Annotated in this window: 25 protein-coding genes and 1 other annotated feature; of the genes, 6 read left to right on the forward strand and 19 right to left on the reverse strand. The window is 58.0% G+C overall.

Features of this window, described 5'->3' with window-relative positions:
* Positions 1 to 110: 110 nt before the first annotated feature.
* Positions 111 to 437, forward strand: a complete 327-nt coding sequence (locus tag YA0848_RS01580; RefSeq protein ID WP_198731215.1) for a hypothetical protein — start codon at positions 111 to 113, stop codon at positions 435 to 437.
* Between the two features lie 90 nt (positions 438 to 527).
* Here the strand turns inward: YA0848_RS01580 and YA0848_RS01585 are convergent, their stop codons facing one another.
* From YA0848_RS01585 to YA0848_RS01610, 6 genes are all read right to left on the reverse strand, one after another.
* Positions 528 to 953 (reverse strand): hypothetical protein, encoded by a 426-nt coding sequence (locus YA0848_RS01585; RefSeq protein WP_086250763.1) that lies wholly within the window; start codon positions 951 to 953, stop codon positions 528 to 530.
* Between the two features lie 68 nt (positions 954 to 1,021).
* Positions 1,022 to 1,210, reverse strand: a complete 189-nt coding sequence (locus YA0848_RS01590) for a hypothetical protein (RefSeq protein WP_065327531.1) — start codon at positions 1,208 to 1,210, stop codon at positions 1,022 to 1,024.
* Positions 1,210 to 1,638, reverse strand: a complete 429-nt coding sequence (locus YA0848_RS01595; RefSeq protein ID WP_065327530.1) for a hypothetical protein — start codon at positions 1,636 to 1,638, stop codon at positions 1,210 to 1,212. Before YA0848_RS01595 ends, YA0848_RS01590 begins: the two co-directional genes overlap by 1 nt.
* A 291-nt stretch (positions 1,639 to 1,929) precedes the next feature.
* Positions 1,930 to 3,152 (reverse strand): IS3 family transposase gene (locus YA0848_RS01600; RefSeq protein WP_116620509.1). Its coding sequence is split into 2 segments (ribosomal slippage): positions 1,930 to 2,867 and positions 2,867 to 3,152, totalling 1,224 coding nucleotides; the frame shifts between segments, so codons are not numbered across the junction.
* Positions 2,758 to 2,874, reverse strand: a sequence feature (AL1L pseudoknot). Its footprint overlaps the gene before it by 117 nt.
* A gap of 12 nt (positions 3,153 to 3,164) precedes the next feature.
* Positions 3,165 to 3,584: a hypothetical protein gene (locus YA0848_RS01605; RefSeq protein ID WP_198731216.1), complete on the reverse strand. Its 420-nt coding sequence runs from the start codon at positions 3,582 to 3,584 to the stop codon at positions 3,165 to 3,167.
* 179 nt (positions 3,585 to 3,763) lie between these two features.
* A complete protein-coding gene (locus YA0848_RS01610) occupies positions 3,764 to 4,231 on the reverse strand; it encodes a hypothetical protein (RefSeq protein ID WP_065327528.1) in 468 nt (155 codons plus the stop codon).
* Positions 4,232 to 4,434: 203 nt separating this feature from the next.
* On the opposite strand from YA0848_RS01610, the gene YA0848_RS01615 reads away from it, so the two are divergent.
* From YA0848_RS01615 to YA0848_RS01625, 3 genes are all read left to right on the forward strand, one after another.
* Entirely contained in the window at positions 4,435 to 5,901 is a 1,467-nt protein-coding gene (locus YA0848_RS01615) for an HNH endonuclease signature motif containing protein (protein WP_065327527.1), read from the forward strand.
* A gap of 88 nt (positions 5,902 to 5,989) precedes the next feature.
* Positions 5,990 to 6,454 carry a hypothetical protein gene (locus tag YA0848_RS01620; protein ID WP_065327526.1) on the forward strand — a complete coding sequence of 155 codons (465 nt, stop codon included), beginning with the start codon at positions 5,990 to 5,992 and terminating at the stop codon, positions 6,452 to 6,454.
* 186 nt (positions 6,455 to 6,640) lie between these two features.
* Positions 6,641 to 7,831, forward strand: a complete 1,191-nt coding sequence (locus YA0848_RS01625) for a Fic family protein (RefSeq protein ID WP_083196140.1) — start codon at positions 6,641 to 6,643, stop codon at positions 7,829 to 7,831.
* Between the two features lie 20 nt (positions 7,832 to 7,851).
* Here the strand turns inward: YA0848_RS01625 and YA0848_RS01630 are convergent, their stop codons facing one another.
* Positions 7,852 to 9,171, reverse strand: a complete 1,320-nt coding sequence (locus YA0848_RS01630; protein ID WP_065327525.1) for a type II toxin-antitoxin system HipA family toxin — start codon at positions 9,169 to 9,171, stop codon at positions 7,852 to 7,854.
* 1 nt (position 9,172) lies between these two features.
* Positions 9,173 to 9,568: a helix-turn-helix transcriptional regulator gene (locus tag YA0848_RS01635; protein ID WP_065327524.1), complete on the reverse strand. Its 396-nt coding sequence runs from the start codon at positions 9,566 to 9,568 to the stop codon at positions 9,173 to 9,175.
* Positions 9,569 to 9,952: 384 nt separating this feature from the next.
* Between YA0848_RS01635 and YA0848_RS01640 the strand changes: the two genes are divergently transcribed.
* Both YA0848_RS01640 and YA0848_RS01645 read left to right on the forward strand, forming a co-directional pair.
* Complete coding sequence (locus YA0848_RS01640; protein WP_065327523.1) at positions 9,953 to 10,435, forward strand: hypothetical protein; 483 nt, start codon at positions 9,953 to 9,955, stop codon at positions 10,433 to 10,435.
* A gap of 85 nt (positions 10,436 to 10,520) precedes the next feature.
* Positions 10,521 to 10,865, forward strand: coding sequence for a hypothetical protein (locus YA0848_RS01645; RefSeq protein WP_065327522.1), 345 nt, complete (start codon positions 10,521 to 10,523; stop codon positions 10,863 to 10,865).
* A gap of 71 nt (positions 10,866 to 10,936) precedes the next feature.
* Here YA0848_RS01645 and YA0848_RS01650 read toward each other — a convergent pair whose 3' ends face one another.
* The 11 genes from YA0848_RS01650 to YA0848_RS01700 all read right to left on the reverse strand — a co-directional run bounded on the left by YA0848_RS01650 (position 10,937) and on the right by YA0848_RS01700 (position 18,419).
* Entirely contained in the window at positions 10,937 to 11,374 is a 438-nt protein-coding gene (locus YA0848_RS01650; RefSeq protein WP_065327521.1) for a hypothetical protein, read from the reverse strand.
* Positions 11,375 to 11,404: 30 nt separating this feature from the next.
* Positions 11,405 to 11,878, reverse strand: a complete 474-nt coding sequence (locus YA0848_RS01655; protein WP_065327520.1) for a hypothetical protein — start codon at positions 11,876 to 11,878, stop codon at positions 11,405 to 11,407.
* Positions 11,879 to 11,892: 14 nt separating this feature from the next.
* The gene (locus YA0848_RS01660; RefSeq protein ID WP_065327519.1) at positions 11,893 to 12,381 is read right to left on the reverse strand and encodes a hypothetical protein; all 489 of its coding nucleotides are present in this window, start codon (positions 12,379 to 12,381) and stop codon (positions 11,893 to 11,895) included.
* A 15-nt stretch (positions 12,382 to 12,396) separates the two neighbouring features.
* Positions 12,397 to 12,897: a hypothetical protein gene (locus tag YA0848_RS01665; protein ID WP_176707249.1), complete on the reverse strand. Its 501-nt coding sequence runs from the start codon at positions 12,895 to 12,897 to the stop codon at positions 12,397 to 12,399.
* A 6-nt stretch (positions 12,898 to 12,903) separates the two neighbouring features.
* On the reverse strand, positions 12,904 to 13,317 hold the full coding sequence (locus tag YA0848_RS01670) for a hypothetical protein (RefSeq protein WP_065327517.1): 414 nt from the start codon (positions 13,315 to 13,317) through the stop codon (positions 12,904 to 12,906).
* 91 nt (positions 13,318 to 13,408) lie between these two features.
* Complete coding sequence (locus YA0848_RS01675) at positions 13,409 to 13,804, reverse strand: hypothetical protein (RefSeq protein ID WP_065327516.1); 396 nt, start codon at positions 13,802 to 13,804, stop codon at positions 13,409 to 13,411.
* 386 nt (positions 13,805 to 14,190) lie between these two features.
* Positions 14,191 to 15,723 carry a Fic family protein gene (locus YA0848_RS01680; protein ID WP_065327515.1) on the reverse strand — a complete coding sequence of 511 codons (1,533 nt, stop codon included), beginning with the start codon at positions 15,721 to 15,723 and terminating at the stop codon, positions 14,191 to 14,193.
* A gap of 482 nt (positions 15,724 to 16,205) precedes the next feature.
* Complete coding sequence (locus YA0848_RS01685) at positions 16,206 to 16,763, reverse strand: hypothetical protein (protein ID WP_065327513.1); 558 nt, start codon at positions 16,761 to 16,763, stop codon at positions 16,206 to 16,208.
* On the reverse strand, positions 16,763 to 17,362 hold the full coding sequence (locus tag YA0848_RS01690) for a GNAT family N-acetyltransferase (protein ID WP_065327512.1): 600 nt from the start codon (positions 17,360 to 17,362) through the stop codon (positions 16,763 to 16,765). The genes YA0848_RS01685 and YA0848_RS01690 overlap by 1 nt, the downstream gene beginning before the upstream one ends.
* 88 nt (positions 17,363 to 17,450) lie before the next feature.
* Entirely contained in the window at positions 17,451 to 17,957 is a 507-nt protein-coding gene (locus YA0848_RS01695) for a hypothetical protein (RefSeq protein WP_065327511.1), read from the reverse strand.
* A gap of 54 nt (positions 17,958 to 18,011) precedes the next feature.
* A complete protein-coding gene (locus tag YA0848_RS01700; RefSeq protein WP_065327510.1) occupies positions 18,012 to 18,419 on the reverse strand; it encodes a hypothetical protein in 408 nt (135 codons plus the stop codon).
* Positions 18,420 to 18,511 lie beyond the last annotated feature (92 nt).

The raw sequence follows: 18,511 nt of genomic DNA on the forward strand, positions 1-18,511 counted from the left end.
CAGCTCCTGAAACCGCCCTTGTTTTCCAGGAGCAAATCTCCAGTCAGATCGAGACGCTGAAACCGCTGATTGAGTCCGGCAAAATCACTGCCAGGTGATCAAGGAAAACCATGAAGAACGTTATTTTTGCTCTCCTCTCACTGACCATACTCGCCGGCTGCGATGACTTGAGCGAAAAGGTCTCCGCCGTGAAGGCGGCTACAGGTGCCTCGAACACGCACAATTGCGTGACTACGGGGCCTAACTCGCCAATCGTGGTCGGGAATAGCAGCGTGGTTATCATTGACGGGAAGAGCTATCCGCCAGGGCAAAGCGCTGATTGCGCACCAGGTTCCAGCAATATCACAACGTATGGAGCGAACAGCCCAATCATTACAAGTAATAGAGGGCAGGTAATCATCAACTACGGAAGCCAAAACGAAGAAACCCGGCGCTAGGCCGGGTTTCCGTTTTTATAACACCCCGATTCGGCAATCGTCTAAGACCGTCGAACCTTCTTTTCTCAGCAACTGAACTGCCATCAAATTTCAGCTGACTTTCTCTCGGTTCCTGAGCAGCCGCACCGCGTAGCTGGCGGCTATCTCTTTCTCTGCTTTCTCGTTGAACACCTTGGCCCCTGCGATCAGGTCTTCCAGCACCAGCTCCTCAGGTAGCTTTACGAGGTGGCCTGTCTGCAGATCTATCGCCGGCGATGTTGCATGCGGCCGGTACCAGACATAGAACGAGGTGGTACACAGGATATTCCCACCCTCGCTGTAGTACTCGCCGCTAAGGCGGCAGCACTCACCAGGTGATTCGCTGAAGTACGCGATTGCTGTCTTCACACCTACAGCGGTGTCGTAGTCCTTCTTAGCGACGGCGGTAGTGCACTGCATCGAAATGTCATCCACCGCCGTCCAGCCGGACTCCAGCAGGCCCTGCAGAATGTGTTTTTTCATTTCTTGATAAAGCATGGAGATCTCCTTCAAATCAGGAAGACCATGCCCTCAACGGGACATGGCCCGTTGTGGGTTGTATTAGTTCAGCTGACGATCTGAGCTCTCACCTGCTCGACAGTCATCCAGGAGAAGGCCTGATACACGAAATTCGGTATCGCCTTCCACAGGATCTCTGCGAACTTGTCGTCAGTGTCGTACAGCTGCCCAACGTTTGCGGCTGGTTTGTACTGCGCCAGCAGAGCCAGGTCCTCGGACGTCAACTGCCGGGCCATTACTGGTCACCTGCATCCGATTCCTCGCCCTGCTCTCCCACGAACTGCTGGTAGGCATTTTCCAAGCCCGCATCCGCGAAGATCACTTCGGCGCCCGTGCCAACCCACTCCTCGAGCTGGTTGATGGACGTCGGATCGGTCTCGATGTCGTAGTCTTCCTTGGCCGGAGCGTCGGTGAAGTAGAACCCATTGTTGAGGACTACCAACTCACCGCAGGTCAGGCGCAATTCATCTTGGATATCACCAGGCCCCCAGTTCGGCGTAGAAAGAATCCGCACCTCAGAAAGCCCGTGAGCGTCCATCAATGCCTTCAGCTCCTGCACACGCTGCAGCAGCTCGACGGCATCGGGATATACCGCGATTTCCGGGGCGGCGCTGCAGCCATCGGTAGGACGAGCATTCATGACCAGAACTTGCTTGATAGACATTTGGAACTCCTTTGCTGAGAAAGGAGGCTCCAACCCCATAGGGGCGGAGCCCCCAGAGGGAATGCTGCGATTGCAGCGGTAGGTGCTGGGTAACCAGCTTTTTCTAGGCATCCGCATGGATGACCAAAGAATCTTCTTACGACAGATGTGCGCTGTTGGAAGAAGACTCGACCTGGCCCCTTCCGATGTGACGGAAAGGACCAGGCAAGGCTTAGGCGGTGAGTTTCTCTGTCTCCACCTCGAGCAGCTGATTGAATCACCCCGGGTTTCGTGGAGGCCGTTTCGTTTAAGTCAGGCCGCCACGGCCTGATCTGTTTGCTGCTGGTGGAAGTTTGCCTCAGCCTCCGCAGGCGGGATATAGCCGATTGAGCTCAGCAGGCGTTGGTGGTTGTACCAGTGCACCCATTTCAAGGTCGCCATTTCGACGGCTTCGCGGCTCTTCCATGACTGACGGTAAATCAGCTCGGCCTTGTACAGCCCGTTGATGGTTTCGGCCAGGGCGTTATCGTAGCTGTCTCCCTTGCTACCCACCGAGGGCTCTATACCGGCCTCTGCCAATCGCTCAGTGTAGCGAATGGAGACGTACTGACTGCCACGGTCGCTGTGATGGATCAGCCCACCTGTGCAATGCGGCTGACGGGCATACAGGGCTTGCTCCAGGGCATCCAGTACGAAGTCTGTCTTCATGCTAGTACTGACTCGCCAGCCGACGATCCGGCGTGCAAAGACGTCGATCACGAACGCCACGTACAGCCAGCCCTGCCAGGTCGATACATAGGTGAAGTCCGACACCCACAACTGGTTCGGGCGGTCGGCATGGAACTGGCGTTGGACGCGATCCAGCGGGCAAAGAGCCTTGTCGCCAGCCACCGTTGTGCGCACGACCTGGCCACGCCTTATGCCCTGTAATCCAGCACGACGCATCAATCGCTCTACCGTGCACCTGGCAGCTGCGATGCCTTCTCGCCGTAACTGCTTCCAGACCTTCACTGCGCCATAGCACTGCATGTTGGTGTCCCATACGCGCTGGATTTCCATGATCAATGCGTCATCGCGTCGAGCGCGGCAGCAACGTAATTCGGGGTTGCGCTGCTGGGCCGCATGCCTACGGTAACCGGACGGGGCGATCTGTAAGACGCGGCAGATCGACTCGACCCCAAGACGGTCACGGTACTGATCGACAAAAGCCCTCAGGACTTGGTGCGGCGGTCGAGCTCCGCCTGGGCAAAATACGCACTGGCCAGACGCAGAATTTCATTGGCTTTGCGCAGTTCGCGGTTCTCCCGCTCCAACGCCTTGATGCGTTCGCGCTCTTCGGTTGTCGGGCCTGGACGCTGACCTGCGTCGGTCTGATGACGGCGAATCCAGCCATGCAACGTCTGCGCTGCACAGCCAATCTTCGGCGCGATGGCTTCAATGGCGGCCCACTCGGAGGGATAGTCGTTCAAATGCTCCAGAACCATGCGCACGGCACGTTCACGGACTTCAGGGGAGTAGGTCGTAGTCTTTTTCATGGCCTCATCTTCTCAAGAGTTGAGGCCTCCACGAAACCCGGGGCGGTTCAGATTGCAGCTTTGGAAGTGCTCGAGCGCATGCTCGAGGCGAGCAGATCGCAGCTGTTGAGTCATGTACGGCCACTGGGTGCCCGTGGCATCGGCAAGGGCCGAGATGCCATCAATCAACTCCCAGTAGGCGCCACTCGCACCTGCCTGCACGAATTCGATCGCATGCTGACGAAGACGAACCCCGAAGGTTTCGATTTTCGACGGCTCGACCAGGGCCTGCAGGTTGGTGAGTGAGTTTTTAAGAAGGATCTTCGGCGCCAGACGCCCCAGAAGGTCGTTGGCCATTTTGACCGCTGTATCGGTTACGGAAGCCACGCGCTCTTGATTGCTGGCGATGAAAACCGAAGCGAGGTGAACTTGCTGTTCGTACAGAGTTTGCATTGGGTCTCTCCAGGTTTGGTGGAGACCCGCCCCCTGAGGGGACTGAGTCCCCAGAGGGTGAAAGTGTGCTTGGTACCAAGCTGCTCTTTCGGCATGCATAGGCGAAAGAAGTAGCCTCAGATACTACAACCTCGCGCGAGCTTTAGGAACTCACCAGCTCATGTTGGCCTTCTTTCTGGCTATACACCCTTCGTGTCACGAGCCATGTAGGAAATCTCCGCCCAGTCTGGAGAGGAAGCTTTTCCAGCTGAGTGGTGCTCGGGGAGGCAGCACACCCCAAGAATTGCTGGCCGCTTGCGGACTTCAGGGAGAATACGCCGAGGAAGCTTAGACGGAGGCAGGCGAGCCCCCTTCAACTTGGTCGCATCCGCAGGCGTGTAGCCGTGCTCAACCTCTTCAGGCCAGCACCCGTGAACCATATGGAAGAGCCTCATCAGATAGTCGTCTTGGGCCGCCATGTGCATGGCGTGCCAGGGGCAATCGTGGAAGAGCGTTGTACGGGCCAAAATTTGCTCTACCACCTCCCGGTGCTCATCCAGGCGCTTGGCCACTGAAAAGCTGTAATCCAGCTTGTCGCGAACCTCGGTCTCAGGAACGTAACCAAGCCGCCTGGCTGCCGCATCTACAAATCCTTTCAGGAGCTTCATTGTCACCACCAGATCAAGGGAAGGGCCTGGCCCCGGCACGCGGCCGTACCTGGGTACCGTTAAGCGATTCTCCCCGTCCTGCGGTAATGCATACTTTCAATTCGCCCCTATGCTGGGGGCATTTACTTCAGCCCCTACGATCCAGACACAACCGGCCCTGGTTGTCGTCTTGGCAATCCGGCTTTGATTAAGGCAATGCCCCGATGAGCAGCACCAGCGAAGAGCAGAAGAGTCGTCGTATCAATTTTTCACCCGAGACCAAGCTAGCCCTGGCTAAGCGTGCCGGCTTTCATTGCAGCTTCCCCAACTGTCTTGTCCCAACCACAGGCCCGACCGTTGATAAAGAAGGGAACGATTCCGCTGCTGGCATTGCAGTCGCGGCCCATATCTACCCGGCCTCAAAGAATGGGCCCAGGAAAACGGACGGGCTAACGGCTGAGCAGATCCGGGACATATCGAACGGCATTTGGCTTTGCCGCACGCACGGCACTCTGATTGACGACTTCCAGGATAAATACCCGGCTGAATACGTCATCGAGATGAAGATGGTGCGCGAGCTCGCCCAGTGGCTTTGCCTCAAGATGCCGGATGTAGCCTACTTCGTAGGCTTCATTGGGGTTAAGCGTCTCGATGCGATCGTCTGGAAGCACTGGCCGAACCCTGACGAACAGCAGATCCGGCTTGACGTCGTTTCAGAAGGGCTCAAGTGCACCCCGACCTCTGACGACCCGATCTGGACCAAAATCCCCGTTCCTCCTGCTGAGTTTGAGCTTAAGCCGATAACGAAGGCAGCCATCCAGCAGGCCTTGCAGATCGCAGCTCTTCCCTCCCCCATCCGGCGCGAATCATTCCCTGCAGAACGCCGTCGCGCAGTCGACATCGTCTCGTCCTGGGGGGAGCAGTCGAAAGGCTGGGGCTGGAATGGGAAAGGCCTTCTCATCAACGACGGCTATGTAAAGATCACTGCTCGTGACCCTGAATCCGGCGACATCGCCGAGCCGTTCTTGTGGGCTCGCGGCCGCTGCGCACACGTGTACGACTACTGCTTCGCAGACGGGGAATCCCTCTTTTTCGATGTCGACCACACCGTCTACCAGGTCTCCAATCTTAACTGGCACCTGAATGTCACCATCAAAGATGGCGAGTGCCGCACTTCGAGCACGCTGGGCATGCTGAGGCCCATCAAGCTGCGTGACAGCTACGAGAGACATGAGCGAGCTGAGTTCGAGGCTTACGCACAGGTGTTGGAGAAACTGGCCAGTGGATGGGAGCCAGTTGGGTATGTTGGCCTTGAACCTGGCGAGTGGTCGGAGCCAGAAAAAGTGCATCCCGAGGTGTTTCCGATTCGGAGCGAAATCACCGAAGTTCAGTTTTCCCAGGCTCTTGAACGCTGCGCGAGGGTGAAGCTTGGCTACGAGCTGGCAGAGGCCTGGGGCATTAGTTTCAGCTTCACCGATGCATTCTTCAGCGATGCCCTCGACGAGGACACCGTTCGCGCAGCCTCTGAGGCTCTTCTTGCGCAGCTCGGTCCTGCCCCGTATCCGCTCTTTGCCCATGGGGAGACACTAGTCTCGATTAACGAGCGGTGGGGAATCAGGTTGACCACCAAGCGTGGCTCTCTGTTCTTCGAGGTTGCTCAGGCCATTCCTAGCATCCAGCGCATCTTCTAGGCAGGGTGAAGCTTGCTCTTTACGCCGCGGTGAGACACTGCTGTTACTCGGCGGGCAAAGTGCCCGCCAACGGATAGGGAGCCTCACCGTGAGCGATCTCGACGCAAAAGATACTTTCCAGCATGGGCAACCCACGGCCCAGGCAAGCTCGGCACTGCTCAATGCGGTCGAGGTGCTACTTCGTGTAGACGCGATTGGTATCCGGACCTCCTCGAAGTTCAACGAGTCGATGGAGAGCCTGCGGTCTGCCTACGAGGAACAGCAAAACGCGGCGCCCTCCAACTGGCCGAAAGCCCTGGACGTTGGCCGCTTCGGCGACATGAGCAAAGCAGCTCACCTGCGCGTTGGTCTCGACGCTGACAACGACGTGTATGTCAGCGTCTACGACGAAGAAGGCGGAGCTGTAGTCGAGTTCAACACTTCCTTTTCCGGCGGCGGCAAGTCACCCCGCACTCGAGAGGCGCTTATTGCGCTGATGATCGCGATCGAGGAAGACAACGCTGCAGAACCATCGCGAGACTGGTGGGCCCGACGTCTTCAGCCGCCAAAGTGAGCGCAGCAGTACGCTCCAGATGGCCGCCATATGTGAAAATAAATGTGCAGCCTAGAACCGCATGTCTCGTCTGTAATACAGTAAACTAGCGGCCTACATCGAAGATTAATGCGCAAATAAATGTGCAGCACTAACGCCAAATCATCTACGCTTGGTGCACATTCCTTTTAGCACCACTCTTCTCAGATGACGCTGATCGCCGACAAAAGCTGGCTCAACCCCATTCTTCCCGAGACGCTCCCCGCGTCGATTCTGGAAAAGGCTGACACGCTACCTGCAAAGGCGGCGTTCCTGGCCGGGCGACTGGCGCCCGAAACTGCTGCTCGCTTGAGCAAGCTGCTGCTCATTACCAACACTTACTACTCGAACTTGATCGAGGGTCAGTACACCGAGCCTGCAGCCATGCAGATCGCCCAGAACGCCCCCAAACGCGAACGCCAACTGCTCAAGGACCAGGCGGTCAAACACATGGAAGTTCAGCGCTTGTTCGAGCGAGCCTTGAGCCGCTACCCAAGGCAATTCCAAGACATGTTCTCGACAAAGCTGATCAGTACGGTGCACTTTCGCCTGTTCCACGGCACCGACGAAGACAGCCGCCGACTCTCTGATGGTCGGGTGTTGGTGCCTGGAGCCTTGCGCAGCACTCCCGATGAGGAAGTATTTGTCGGAAATCACGCAGCGCCGGCTGCCACTGCTGTCTCCGCCATGCTGGCGCACCTGCAGGCTGGTTTTGGCGCCAGCAAGGACCCCCGCCGACGGCTGATTGCTGTGCTGGCCTATCACCACCGTCTAGCCTGGGTTCACCCGTTCCTCGACGGGAATGGACGCGTCGCAAGGATGATCACTCACCTTCAACTGGTACAGCTTGGACTGGAGCCTTACCTGTGGTCGCTTTCGCGCGGGCTGGCACGCCGGCATGAAGACTACTACCGAGCTTTGGCGATGGCCGATCGGCAGAGAGAGGGTGACCTAGATGGCCGTGGGCAGATGTCACAGAAACACTACTTCGCGTTTATCGAGTTCATGCTCGACGTCTGCCATGACCAAGTGGACTACATGATTTCAGCCCTGGATAGGACGAAGCTTCGCGAGAGAGTGCTTCGGGCGTTCAAAACCAACGAGCGGCTGCTAGATGCTGGTATCCGGCCGGAGAGCGCCCCCGCGGTGATTGCGCTTCTCATGCAGGGTGCTCTCCCCCGCAACGAATTCAAGACCTTTACAGGCCTTCCACCTCGATCTGCTACTGACGAACTGACCCGGTTGATCAAGACCGGAATTGTCGTCAGCCCCACCCCAAAGTCCCGCACTTTGGAGCCGGGGCTGCCCGCCTGGTTTGCGCAGGACATCTTCCCGGATCTTCACCGTCGTTTTCAGTGAAGAGCGAGCTTGGCTTACTTCTACTCAGCCAAGTACAGCCGGTGGGTCTGCTCGATCTGCTGAATGAGGTTCTGATCCGTCATGCCGGCCAGGCCTGCAAACTCCCGCCAGCGGCTGACCGCATCGGCCACTTCCTTGATGACCTTTTTCCCATCCAGCTTTGAAATGTGCTTCGAGACCGCCAGCAGGTCATCGACCGTGAAGTTGTCCCGCTTGCCGTTGAGAGTCATCTGGTGGGACGAAACCCAGGGCGAATCCGCCCGGTACGCCCAGCACATGTCATAGGCCGGCGTGAGGTGCCAGACACCATCGCGCCACACCTGGAAGGCGATGTTGCGCGTGTGATCGTCCTGGTTGCGGGCAATCACGTTGAATACCATCCGCCGATAGAGCTCGATCTGCTCTTCGCGATCCAGGCCGAGGTCCCGGCAGACTTGCAGGGCCTCCTCGTAGCTGTATCCGCCCGGCATTGTGTAGTCGGCCTGGTCCATCGCACAGAGCGTCTGCACGTGCAGTTTGTCGCCGTCCTCCAGCCTGTCGAAGCGGCGCGTCATGAAGTGCGCCCGCGGGCCGTCGATGTACAGCCGACACTCTGTCATCTGCACGCCTGCGGCGATCGCCATGAGGTGGTAGGCGTACTCGACTCGCCCGAAGCCGGCCGGATCACCAAGGGCGCTAGCCCCGCTGCTCACGTCGAACTTGAAGAGCCAGTAGCTGAAGCCCTCAGGGGCCTCAATCTGCCCTGAGCAGATATCACCCGTCGCCTCATTGATGGCGATGATCGCCTTCGGGCGTTGCCCGCCGGCGGAGGAACCTACCTGAAACAGGTGCTTGAGCGCTTCATCCTCAGCCTCTGACTTCAGCTCCAGGTGCAGGCCATCGAACTGGGTTCTGCGCTCCTCCAGGATTCGCCCTGCAAGCTCCACCAGAGACTCCAGCTGGAGTTTTTCTGACTTGTTGCTGGCCTTTTCCAAGGCCGGCCGAAACTCCAGGGCGCCCATCCCGCGTGAACCGATGTACAGCAATCTTTCCACGGGAGAGAACTGGCGAGGATCTCGGCCGCTGGCCGCCAGCCAAGCGTCGATCACCGCGTTACCGAAGTCGTCGGGGAGGCAGTCAGACAGGCACGGCGGCAGGGACTTGAACGCCTTGGGGTTCAGCGACGGAAAGGCGTACACCTCACCGGGTACGGCCGGCATTGTCAGCGGCGCGATTTCCAAGCCTATTTCCGTAAAGGCCTGGTCGAATTCGAAGGTGCCGGTTGCCGGCGATTGGGTGTCATCCCAGAACACAGCACCTACCAGGGTATCCCAGAGGTACACCTGAGCTATTTTCGCCACGTCACTTCCTCGGTATCAGCAATGGTTGCTCGCCACGCTTGCTCAATTCGCCGCCTGGCTTGTGAACTACTATTTTCCCGGTTCGGGCCTGCCCGCCGCGCGAACTGCCGGCGGCGCGAATGCGGGTGACCTTCCCTGTCTTGGCCACCTCAAGGGGGCTGACGCGCGGTGCGGCGAGAAGACCGCTCATGAGGTCAAGGCTGTTGAGCTCTCGCAGCACGGCGATCAGGAGCTGGAGCGTCCCCCGCCCCTTCTCCAGCTTCTGGATAGTGGGTACGCTGACCCCCACCAGGCTCGCTATGTCGTCCTGAGTTATGCCCTTGCGCAAGCGCCGCTCACGCAGTGCTTCACCCAACTGCAGGGCAATTGCATCATCGCTTAGTCGCTGGATTCGCATAACAACAACCTTTCTTTGCTTTCAGCCGCCAATTTACGACCAACACAAAGATTTCTTTGTGTTATGACGATCTTAGCAGAGATTCATCATTCTGCACGTAAGGCAAAGGATTCTTTGTGTCACCTCGGCGATTCCGCCAATAACAGAAAGATTTCTTTGCCTTAACTACGCAAGACACACAAGGCACTTTAGCGGCGCTCCCCTCTACCCTCACCCTTGCTGATCGGCCGATGCTGGATGCTATGATGCAATCTCATCGTGCCCGCAAGGCACATGCGGGTTAGCTTCGCCCGGCCTAGGTCGAAGAAGCACATCACACAAACCCATCAGGGGCTCAAGCCCCTATGGGGCCTGGGCTCCTTCTCAAACCTGAAGGAGCTACACATGCAAAAGTTCACCGTCATCTCGATCAACGAGAGCACCGGCCAAATCGTTTCGTACCACGTCTACGCCGAAAACTCCCTGCACGCCTTCTCCACCGCCGCGGCGATGAGCGACTACCTGACCATGGTTGCCGCTTTGCCTGGCTGGCAGGAAGAAGACAAGGGCGTGTACTTCCCTGGCGAAAGTCCGGTCGATAGCGAGACTGCTCTTGGCCAGCCGGAAGTCTTTGGCGCCCCTGTTTGCCAGGTTACGGAGGCAGAGATTGCCGAAGTTCTGCGGGCCTATTCCCTGCGCGTGAGCAACACGCAAGGCGATTCGTTCGAAGAGATGGCAAAGAAGCTGATCGACGATCTGGACGCTGGCGACATCATCAGCACCGCTTTCGAGAAAGTGCCGGCGGACGCTGATGCAGCCGCTTGCAAGAAGGCAGTGTTCGATGAAATCCATGCGGCACTGGTCAAGGAAGGAATCATCGAGTTCTGACCAAACCAGCGCCTCACCAACAACCCTTGGGGGTCATATGCCCCTACGGGGCTGTGACTCCCTCCTGATTTAGGAAGGAGCAGCGATGAACAACCAAGCAGTCACTCAAGCCATCATGGCCAGCGAAGCCCGGTCGATTTCCGGTATCAAGTTGGCGGTACCGGAGTTGTTCGCCGATCCTGGCTTCCAGGATTTCGTGAACAAGTCTCCGGTCATGACCTGGCACGATAAAAAAGGCCCCATCAATCCTGACGATTGGGCCGATGTCGTGGTCTTCGTCGATCCCAGCCTCACTGGCGAGGGAACTGACAGCGATATGCCCTACTGGGATGTCATTGTCGAGAAGCTGAAGGCTGCGCTGGGGGGAGCCCACACCCAGGGGCAAGCGCATATGAGTGAGCACCTGGTCGTGGTGTTGACCAACCTCTAAACAGCAAAAGCCCCGCATCTGCGGGGCTTTTTGCTTTCTGCACTGGGTCGCTGGTTGACGTTGACGTGGCGCTACCGTTCTACCTCATCTTGAGGTTCGGGAATGTCGTTTGCCACGCTCTTGATCCAGGTGAGATCGATACTGGGGTTCATGATCTTGATGAGGTAGAACGGTGCTTCAGCGATGACGCCCCCAACATAACGACCGCCGGGTCCATTCTCAACATAGAGCGGTATCACCAGTATTGAGACGATAACGACAGCAGTCCACGTATTGTCGACCTTCATGCTGAGCAGTTCCGACACTACTCGCCACCATGCCTGAAGGACACCCAAGCCGAGGATGAGCCCCATGACACCTACGAGCAACGAGCCCAAGCCGTTTCCACTGGCGATCGCCATCACCCCGCCGGCCGCAAAGGTGATGAAGAGCGCACCAAGAACGGCTGATGCCAGCAGAACAGGAATGACCTTTGTATGCCGGTAGGTGTTCCAGACCGAATAGAACATTTCTAACCCATCCTCCAAATTACCATGCAATTAAGCCGGCAGTGACACCACGGTGCAGGACACCCCTTCAAAGGTCCACTGCCAGCGCTGCCGATGCCCGTCGACTTCAACGTCCAGCTCAGAACCACCCTGGTCAGCCACTACCGTGGCCTCCTCGCCCCGGTAGTCGATAACGGCGCCAGCGGGCAAAGCTTCGCGATCTTTGTCTCGGTCGTCTGCAGGATCTGCCGACGGCGTACCGCGCCATTCTTGGTACATAGCCAGCCCACGCTTGAGGTCCACCACCCCGTTCTCAGGCAGCTTGATCGCCCCCATCTCCAGAGCCATCTGCAGCGGCGCAGCAATCACTGCCATCGCATCCTCGAGCTGGACGTACGCCGCGGCCAACTCGGCCGCAGCATGACGTGCCTGCTTATGGCCACGTTTGAATGCCTGGCGCTCGCCATGGAGATCAGAGTCGGGCTCACAGGCCAGCCTCATAATGTTGTCGTGAAGATTCGGCACTTTTCCCTCCTCCGCTACCAATTCTGCCAGCCGTTACCGGTTCGACGGATCATTGCGACTTTTACCAGCAAGCCGATCCCAATCAAGAGCATCGCAAATCCACTGAAGGTCAGCAGTCGATTCTCAAGAAAGCCAAGAAGTGGCAGCTCCAGATATCCACGCATCCCGACCGAAAAGCCAAAGGCTCCGAGGGCAGTAGTTATGGCCACCAAGGCAATGCCGAACAACTGCCGCTCAACGCGAAGACGAAGACGCTCTTCGCTGATTGGATCACCCTGCCCAGCTGAGGACCGACTGAGCGGAAGGCTGGCGGTACCGAGCAGATAGCCGCCGACAGCGCCAGCGATGGCGGTGAGAGCAGGCAGCGCCATCGTCAGCGCCTCTCGGGTACCTGGGGTCAAGGATGTTGCGAATCCGCCAAGAGCCAGGCTGACGGCCAGGCCGGCGGCGCAGCCGGAGGCAATGACCATGATGATTGCTAAATTGAGCCGTACGCTACTCATCTGGGGCATCCCTCTTCAGGCCAACAGCACGGATTCGAGCACGGCCAGGCCGAGCGGGGAAAAGTTCACGTCAAAGCAACGGTCGTCTGCATCGAGCTTCTCCGGCATTGAGGCGATGATCCCTTTCTCACGGCAGGAGGCGGCAACTCGAAACTCGGTGCGTGCGCACTCAACGCCATCGCCTTCGGAAAGGTCGCTGTCAAAGGTGAGCAGAAACAGCCGTTGGGGTTCGGTCAGCTTGCGAGCGATCTTTTCGGCCTGCAGCTTGAGCAGGTGCGCCTGCACCTCTTCTGCTGGAATCTCTGCCTTGGCCCATGCAGCGAAAGAGGTTCGCGTGCTGCTCGATTCCTGGCCAATATCAGTTGCCGCTTTGGCACTCAGGCAGCGGTACCGCAGGCAGTCATCGTCCTCGACACCGTCATAGAGCTTGTACTGCGGGCCTTCGTCCAGCACCTCGCGCACGCCAATCTTGCCGTCGCTGTAGAAGCGGCCCTTACCGATTTCAGCTTTCTTCATGATCCTTCACTCGGTCATTTCGAATTGTGTGGAATAGCTGGCGTCACCAGCCGTTGCGGGCGCAGCCTGGGAGGTGGTTACACGCAGGGCCTCAAGCGCCAGCGCGTGGAATTTTTCGAAGAACAGCGGGGCCAGGGTTTCGTAATCCGGGCGGCTGTCCAGAGGGAAGCCGATCGCCTCGTCCAGGTAGTCGGTCAACTCTTGCGTCTTGTCGTGCACCGCGCGGAATTCATCTTCATGCAGCCGAATGGCCATTTCGGTGCTGTTCAGCCCCTTCACCGCCGCGACATAGAAGCTGCAAAGCTCAATATGCCGCATCGCCTTCTCGGCCCCATCCTGACGGCCGTGAGCGTTGCTCATCAGGTAGCGGTTGATGGGGAATTGACAGAAAAGCCAGCTGGCCTGCTTGAAAAGATCCATGGGAGAGGTCCTTGAGTGACTGGGAATAGCCTCTCATGGAGCACTTGAAGTGCAAGTGTCCATCCGCCCCCGGATAGGTGGCGAATCCAGTTCAAACGGTGCCGAAACTTTGGACGATGCTCTCTGACAGCGTTATGAGGCCCGCCAGCTGATTCCGCGCAGATTGAGCACGGCTAGCATGGGCCTTCACATGGTCACCAGAATCAGCATTGATGGTGGCCAGCGAGTATTCGAGGCCATTTTCAGCACGATCCAGGTACTGGTGGAGATTGACCAAGGCATCACCGGGCAGCTGCTGCGCGACTGTGCGTACGGCCTGTAGGGCTGCCTCCATTTCTATGTGGGCCTCCGTAGCCTCTGCCGGGTCAAGCTGGATCCACCCATTGACAGCTGGCTCATGCAGCCCGGCAGCGAACAGCTCATTGCCTTTGGTGCACGCGAGGACGACTTGGCGAATAGCCTCTTGGATCAACTGGACTGCATTCATGGACGACTACCTAGCTTGCAAGCGCCGGATGGATGAAGGGAGCGTGCTGAGTTGGCAGCGGAAGGCTCTTCGAGGCAAGTCGCCGGCGAGCAGCCTGAGCCTGCTTTCTGGCATCGGCCTCGGTCTTGAAGGGCACGACGTAAACTTCACAGAGTTCGTAGTCCGGAGAGGACACCGGGCCTCCAGTAGACCAAGACCCATTCGGGAAGCGCACCACAGTAATTTTGCTCATCAGGATGAATTCCTATGTGAAATGCCTAGTCGGCCTGGCCAAGCTATTCACGGTGTACCAGGTCGATGATGGAATTGTCCCATACAGCCTGAAAGCGCAAGCCTGTACTTGTCAGCTACGAGCGGCCGCCGGGCAACTCAATCCTGAAATAAACCTACTGCAGGGGATCCAGCATCACAGCAGAGCCTGGTGCTTCCGGCGCATGCAGATCGGCGTAGATGCTCTCTGCAAGTGCAATATCCTCATCCGTCAGGTGCTGGAACAAGCCCGTCCGCTTACGCTGGGAGACACGCCCGCTGTTCTCGTAAATCACCGCGATAAGCAGCTCAAGATCACGGTTTGATAGGTCAAGCTCGCGATTCAGCTGCTCTTTGAACCTATCACGCCGGACCAGATGGCTGACCTCATCACGCATGAGCCCGTCCAGAACCCGAGCAGCGCTCTTATTGACCTCTCCCTGCAGATCAGTGATGTCCAGGTGAGCGAACAGATGGGCATGCGCCTCCTCCAACTCAGGGTCGCTGGCCAAGTCCACACGGTGGTACTGCGTGGCGCTAAGTAGCCGGCGTGACAATGCGTCGAGCGTGCCGATGTAACTGTCCAGGTTGACCAGCAGGCCGGCAGAGATAGGCATGATGATGCCCTGCAGTTTGAGACCCTCATTGGCCAGGATGTCCTGCATGATGAAGCGGGACAACCGGCCGTTGCCGTCCATGAAAGGATGGATGTAGATGAAGCTGTGCGCGATTGCGTTTAGCTTCACTAGCGCTGGGGCATCGCTGCGCATGACGCGCTCACGCATGACGAACCACTCTTCCATCATCTCAGGCACTGTTTCGGGCGCCGGCGGGATCAGGTGGATGAGATCCCCGCGGCCGAGCCAGTTTTGCAGATGCCTGTATGCGCCAATGGACGGATCGGGGCGCCCGGTGCCGAGGGCTATCCGGTGGATGTCGAACAGAAACTCCTCATCCAGCGGGCGTTGGCCCGCCTGCTCCAGCACTCGCACAAAGCGCAAGATTCGATCGGGAGCCGGGCGTTCGTGCTCGATCTCGTAGGAACTGCGGGTCTCTGTCGTCAGCAGGTACTGCGCCGCTCTGGCAATCTCGGTGACCGAGAAGTCGACCATCTGGTCATGCATGCGCTCAACTATTTGCGCATTCAAAAGACTGTCGTCGGCCCAGCCTTGGCGGCTAATCAGCGCTGAAAGCTGAGGCGTTCCAAGGAGATTCATCCGCACGCGATGCCTACGAGACATCTCCTCTGGGCCGGTGAAATACTTCTCTGGTGGGAGCAGGTGCTCATAGGGAATGTTCTGTGCCGCGTCGGGCAGAGGCAGCGGGTGGCCTGCAATTTTCTCGCAGATGTACCAGAGCCGGCGCAGATAGCCGCTGGCTGGCTTCTCAGCAATTGCCGCAGCCAAGTCATCCCGGACAGCGGGAATCTGGAATGCGCGCTCCAGGACGCCCAGATTTACCCCTTCGTACGAGAGCGCAAAGAGCATCTGGTCGACGGGGCGGTGCTCTCTGGCGTACCCCTTGGTGAAAACCTCTACTTTCACACCACCGGCGGACTTAGAGAGCGCTGGGCGGGAGCCTATGACACACTCACGATCAAGCGGCACGCAGCGAAGATCGAGGGCGTTGATCAGCCAGCTGTATCCGGCTCGCTCAATGGGTTGCCGCATGGCGAATTTCCTATAGAAAGCGCGGGAAAATTATAATTTACACGGTTTCATGGGAAAATCTTATAGCTATACATCCGGTCAAAGGGCTACGAGCGGCCGACGAGCAACCCAGCCCTCAGGCTCATCGTTGAAGGACGCCAGTCTGCTGTACTCGTGAAGGCATGCCGAGGTGTCCTCGTAGCAGAACCGCTTCTGGTAGGCGAGTTCACGAGTGACGCCGAGGCAAATTGCGTAGGTGAACATGAGTGGTAGCACACCCGCATATGTGCCATCTGGGAGGCGCTTTGCGCCGACGAAACGCGCGTCAGGACCTCGCATCCACTCTGTGAATTCGTCTTGTTGCCCTGCCCCATTGGGGTTGAGGGTTTCGTGTACGGACTCCATCAGCCCATATTCCCTGTTTTTCGTACTGCGCCGCAGGGTGCCATGGTTTGCCAGAAAAACAAGCGGTTCATTCAGCCCTATTCAGGGGCCTCCGGCTGTCATCGCCACGGCAATGCACTCTGGTCATTTTCCCGGAACTGTTTGATGAAGGCCTCTCTCGCTTTCTGGGCGCTCTCGTGAAGATCCATCTCGAGCTTCATAAGCTCATCCCGGCCAAACAGCCCAAGATCGCGACAACTCTGCAGGTACCCTTTGAGTTCGCGGGAGACCATGAATGCGTTGATGGGATAGTCCTGGTTCCGCATGTGCACCAGCAAACTGTGCACATGCCCCCTGGCGATAGCGGCGAGATCCTCTGTGCGGTGCTGGTGCTGGGCAAGGGCTTCCTTGAACAGCTCAGGCTCCAGAGCCTCCGCTGGCCACTTCTCATCGGGGCCCAGGCAGGTTGCTAAGCCCGTCAGGGCATGAGCTGCTCTGGCTTCCTCGACACACCCAGCCCCGTGGGAGCAGTTAACGCAGCCTGGCAACTGGGAGTACCGCTCAGCAACTTCGTTGTTCAACCGGCGCCGAGCCTGGTCCCACTCCTCCCCACGGCGAGCGTGCTTGCGGACATACTCATCATCGAGGTCCTGCGGATTGACCGTGCCGTCCGCCATCACTGAGCCAGCGCCAGCAGTTGCTTAATGTCCTGGTCATTGAGCATGAACACGGGCGCAGTACCGCCGCCTCCGGTCGTCCCCATGAGCACCAGATCGGCGTAGAGACAATTGGTCAGCGCGAAACCATGCCTGGCACCGGGCGCTTCGTATTTCCCTTTCAGCTCCAGGCCTGCGCGTTCGTAGAAGGGCACCAGCTCATCTCTGCAGAGCAGGCAAGTCCCGCGCGGATCGTCCAGAAGCATCTTTAGCATCTGGGAACCAAGACCATGGCCGCGGTACTGCTCATAGACGAAGATTTTGTGGCAGTAGCGAGGGAAAGCCGGATCTGGATGGACGAAGAGCAGCGCATAGCCGTACAGGCAGCCATCTTCGTGGCTTATCACTACCTTTAGGTGCCCAGCCCGGTAGCACTCCTCGAGTATCCCCTGGACGTGCTTGATCGCTTTCCGGGTTTCCTCTTCCGAGAAGCCAAAAAACTGCATAGCAAGGTCTGGCTGGGCCAGAAGATCCTGAAGAATGCCCTTGGCGTCATTCTCCAGAATCGCGGGGAGGAAGGTGTCGATCAGTTGTTGATCATTTACAGGCGTGCCTGTCATCGCGGATCGCTCCAGCTGCAACCGGATCGCCGGCGCAGCTGGTGCGGGCGTGCCAGGGTTGTCGGTGTCTTATGGCTAGGCGCCGAGGTTAACCGTCAATCCTGGCTGCCGTCACGCGATAAGCGCCGACCTTCGCGTCAAGGTAGCCACCATCAACGGTGAACTCGATGAGCGTCCCGTAGACCAGCTCACCCTTGCTTTCTTCCATCAGCACGTCCGGGTTGTCGTTATTAGCGAAGACCCATCCCACGATGCGGGTTTTGCCCCCTCCGATCGTTCCAACGCAGGCCTTCTGAGTCACTTCCACCTGGTTGTCGGGCTTCATGTTGACCACGCGTTTCTTACCCGACGTGCAAAGACCAGACTGCACGCGGAACGAGAAAACCGGCTCGTTGACGACAGCGCCAGTGCTGTCCACCAAACTCGCCGTGACCGAAACCTGCCAGTCAGGATCATGGCCACCCAGCGGGTTGGGCACATAGGCCGGTGTGTGAACGTCGATGCTCAGTGGCTTCTTGACCGGCTCCTGAGCCTGGACGCCCATGATGACGAAAGACGCAAGGACCGCGGCAACCATTTTGGTAAACAGTTTCATGGGGTTTCCTTAGTTTGTGGATGATTAGAGAGGCTACGAAAAATGGCGCGCAGGTTAGCCCGCTTGACGGCTAGCGATGCGATTTTCAGCTTCCTGGAATGCTTCACGCAGATCGCAGCCAGACTGGGAGCGGTACCACTTCACCCAGGCCACGTTCGGACGGCCTTGCTTTGCAAGTTCAGGCTCGGGACCAGCGGTATCACGCTCTTCTTCCCGCTTCTTCTCGGCTCGCTTGCGATGGAGTCTGAAGGAAACGGCCGATGCATCGTGGTAGAAGTCGATGCACAGCTCCCCGGAGGCGATGGTATTGGCTACGGATACATGTTCGCCCTCGAGGGTAATAGCGAAGGCTTGCTTCTCTTCGTCCCAGTTCAGCTCAAAGCCTTTGTAGTGGTGCTGAGCGACCATAATCTTCTCCAGATCAGCAACATATAGCCCGCCCCCATGCTGATATAACCGCATGGGGAGATTCATGAGTCCATCGTACTAGCAGCCGTGAAACTGCAAGCCCGCTTGCAGCTCTATGAGGGATGTTTTAGGCCTTGCCTGCGTCC

It is taken from the genome of Pseudomonas sp. S4_EA_1b (assembly GCF_016307435.1).
GTDB classification, from domain to species: Bacteria; Pseudomonadota; Gammaproteobacteria; order Pseudomonadales; family Pseudomonadaceae; genus Aquipseudomonas; species Aquipseudomonas rhodesiae.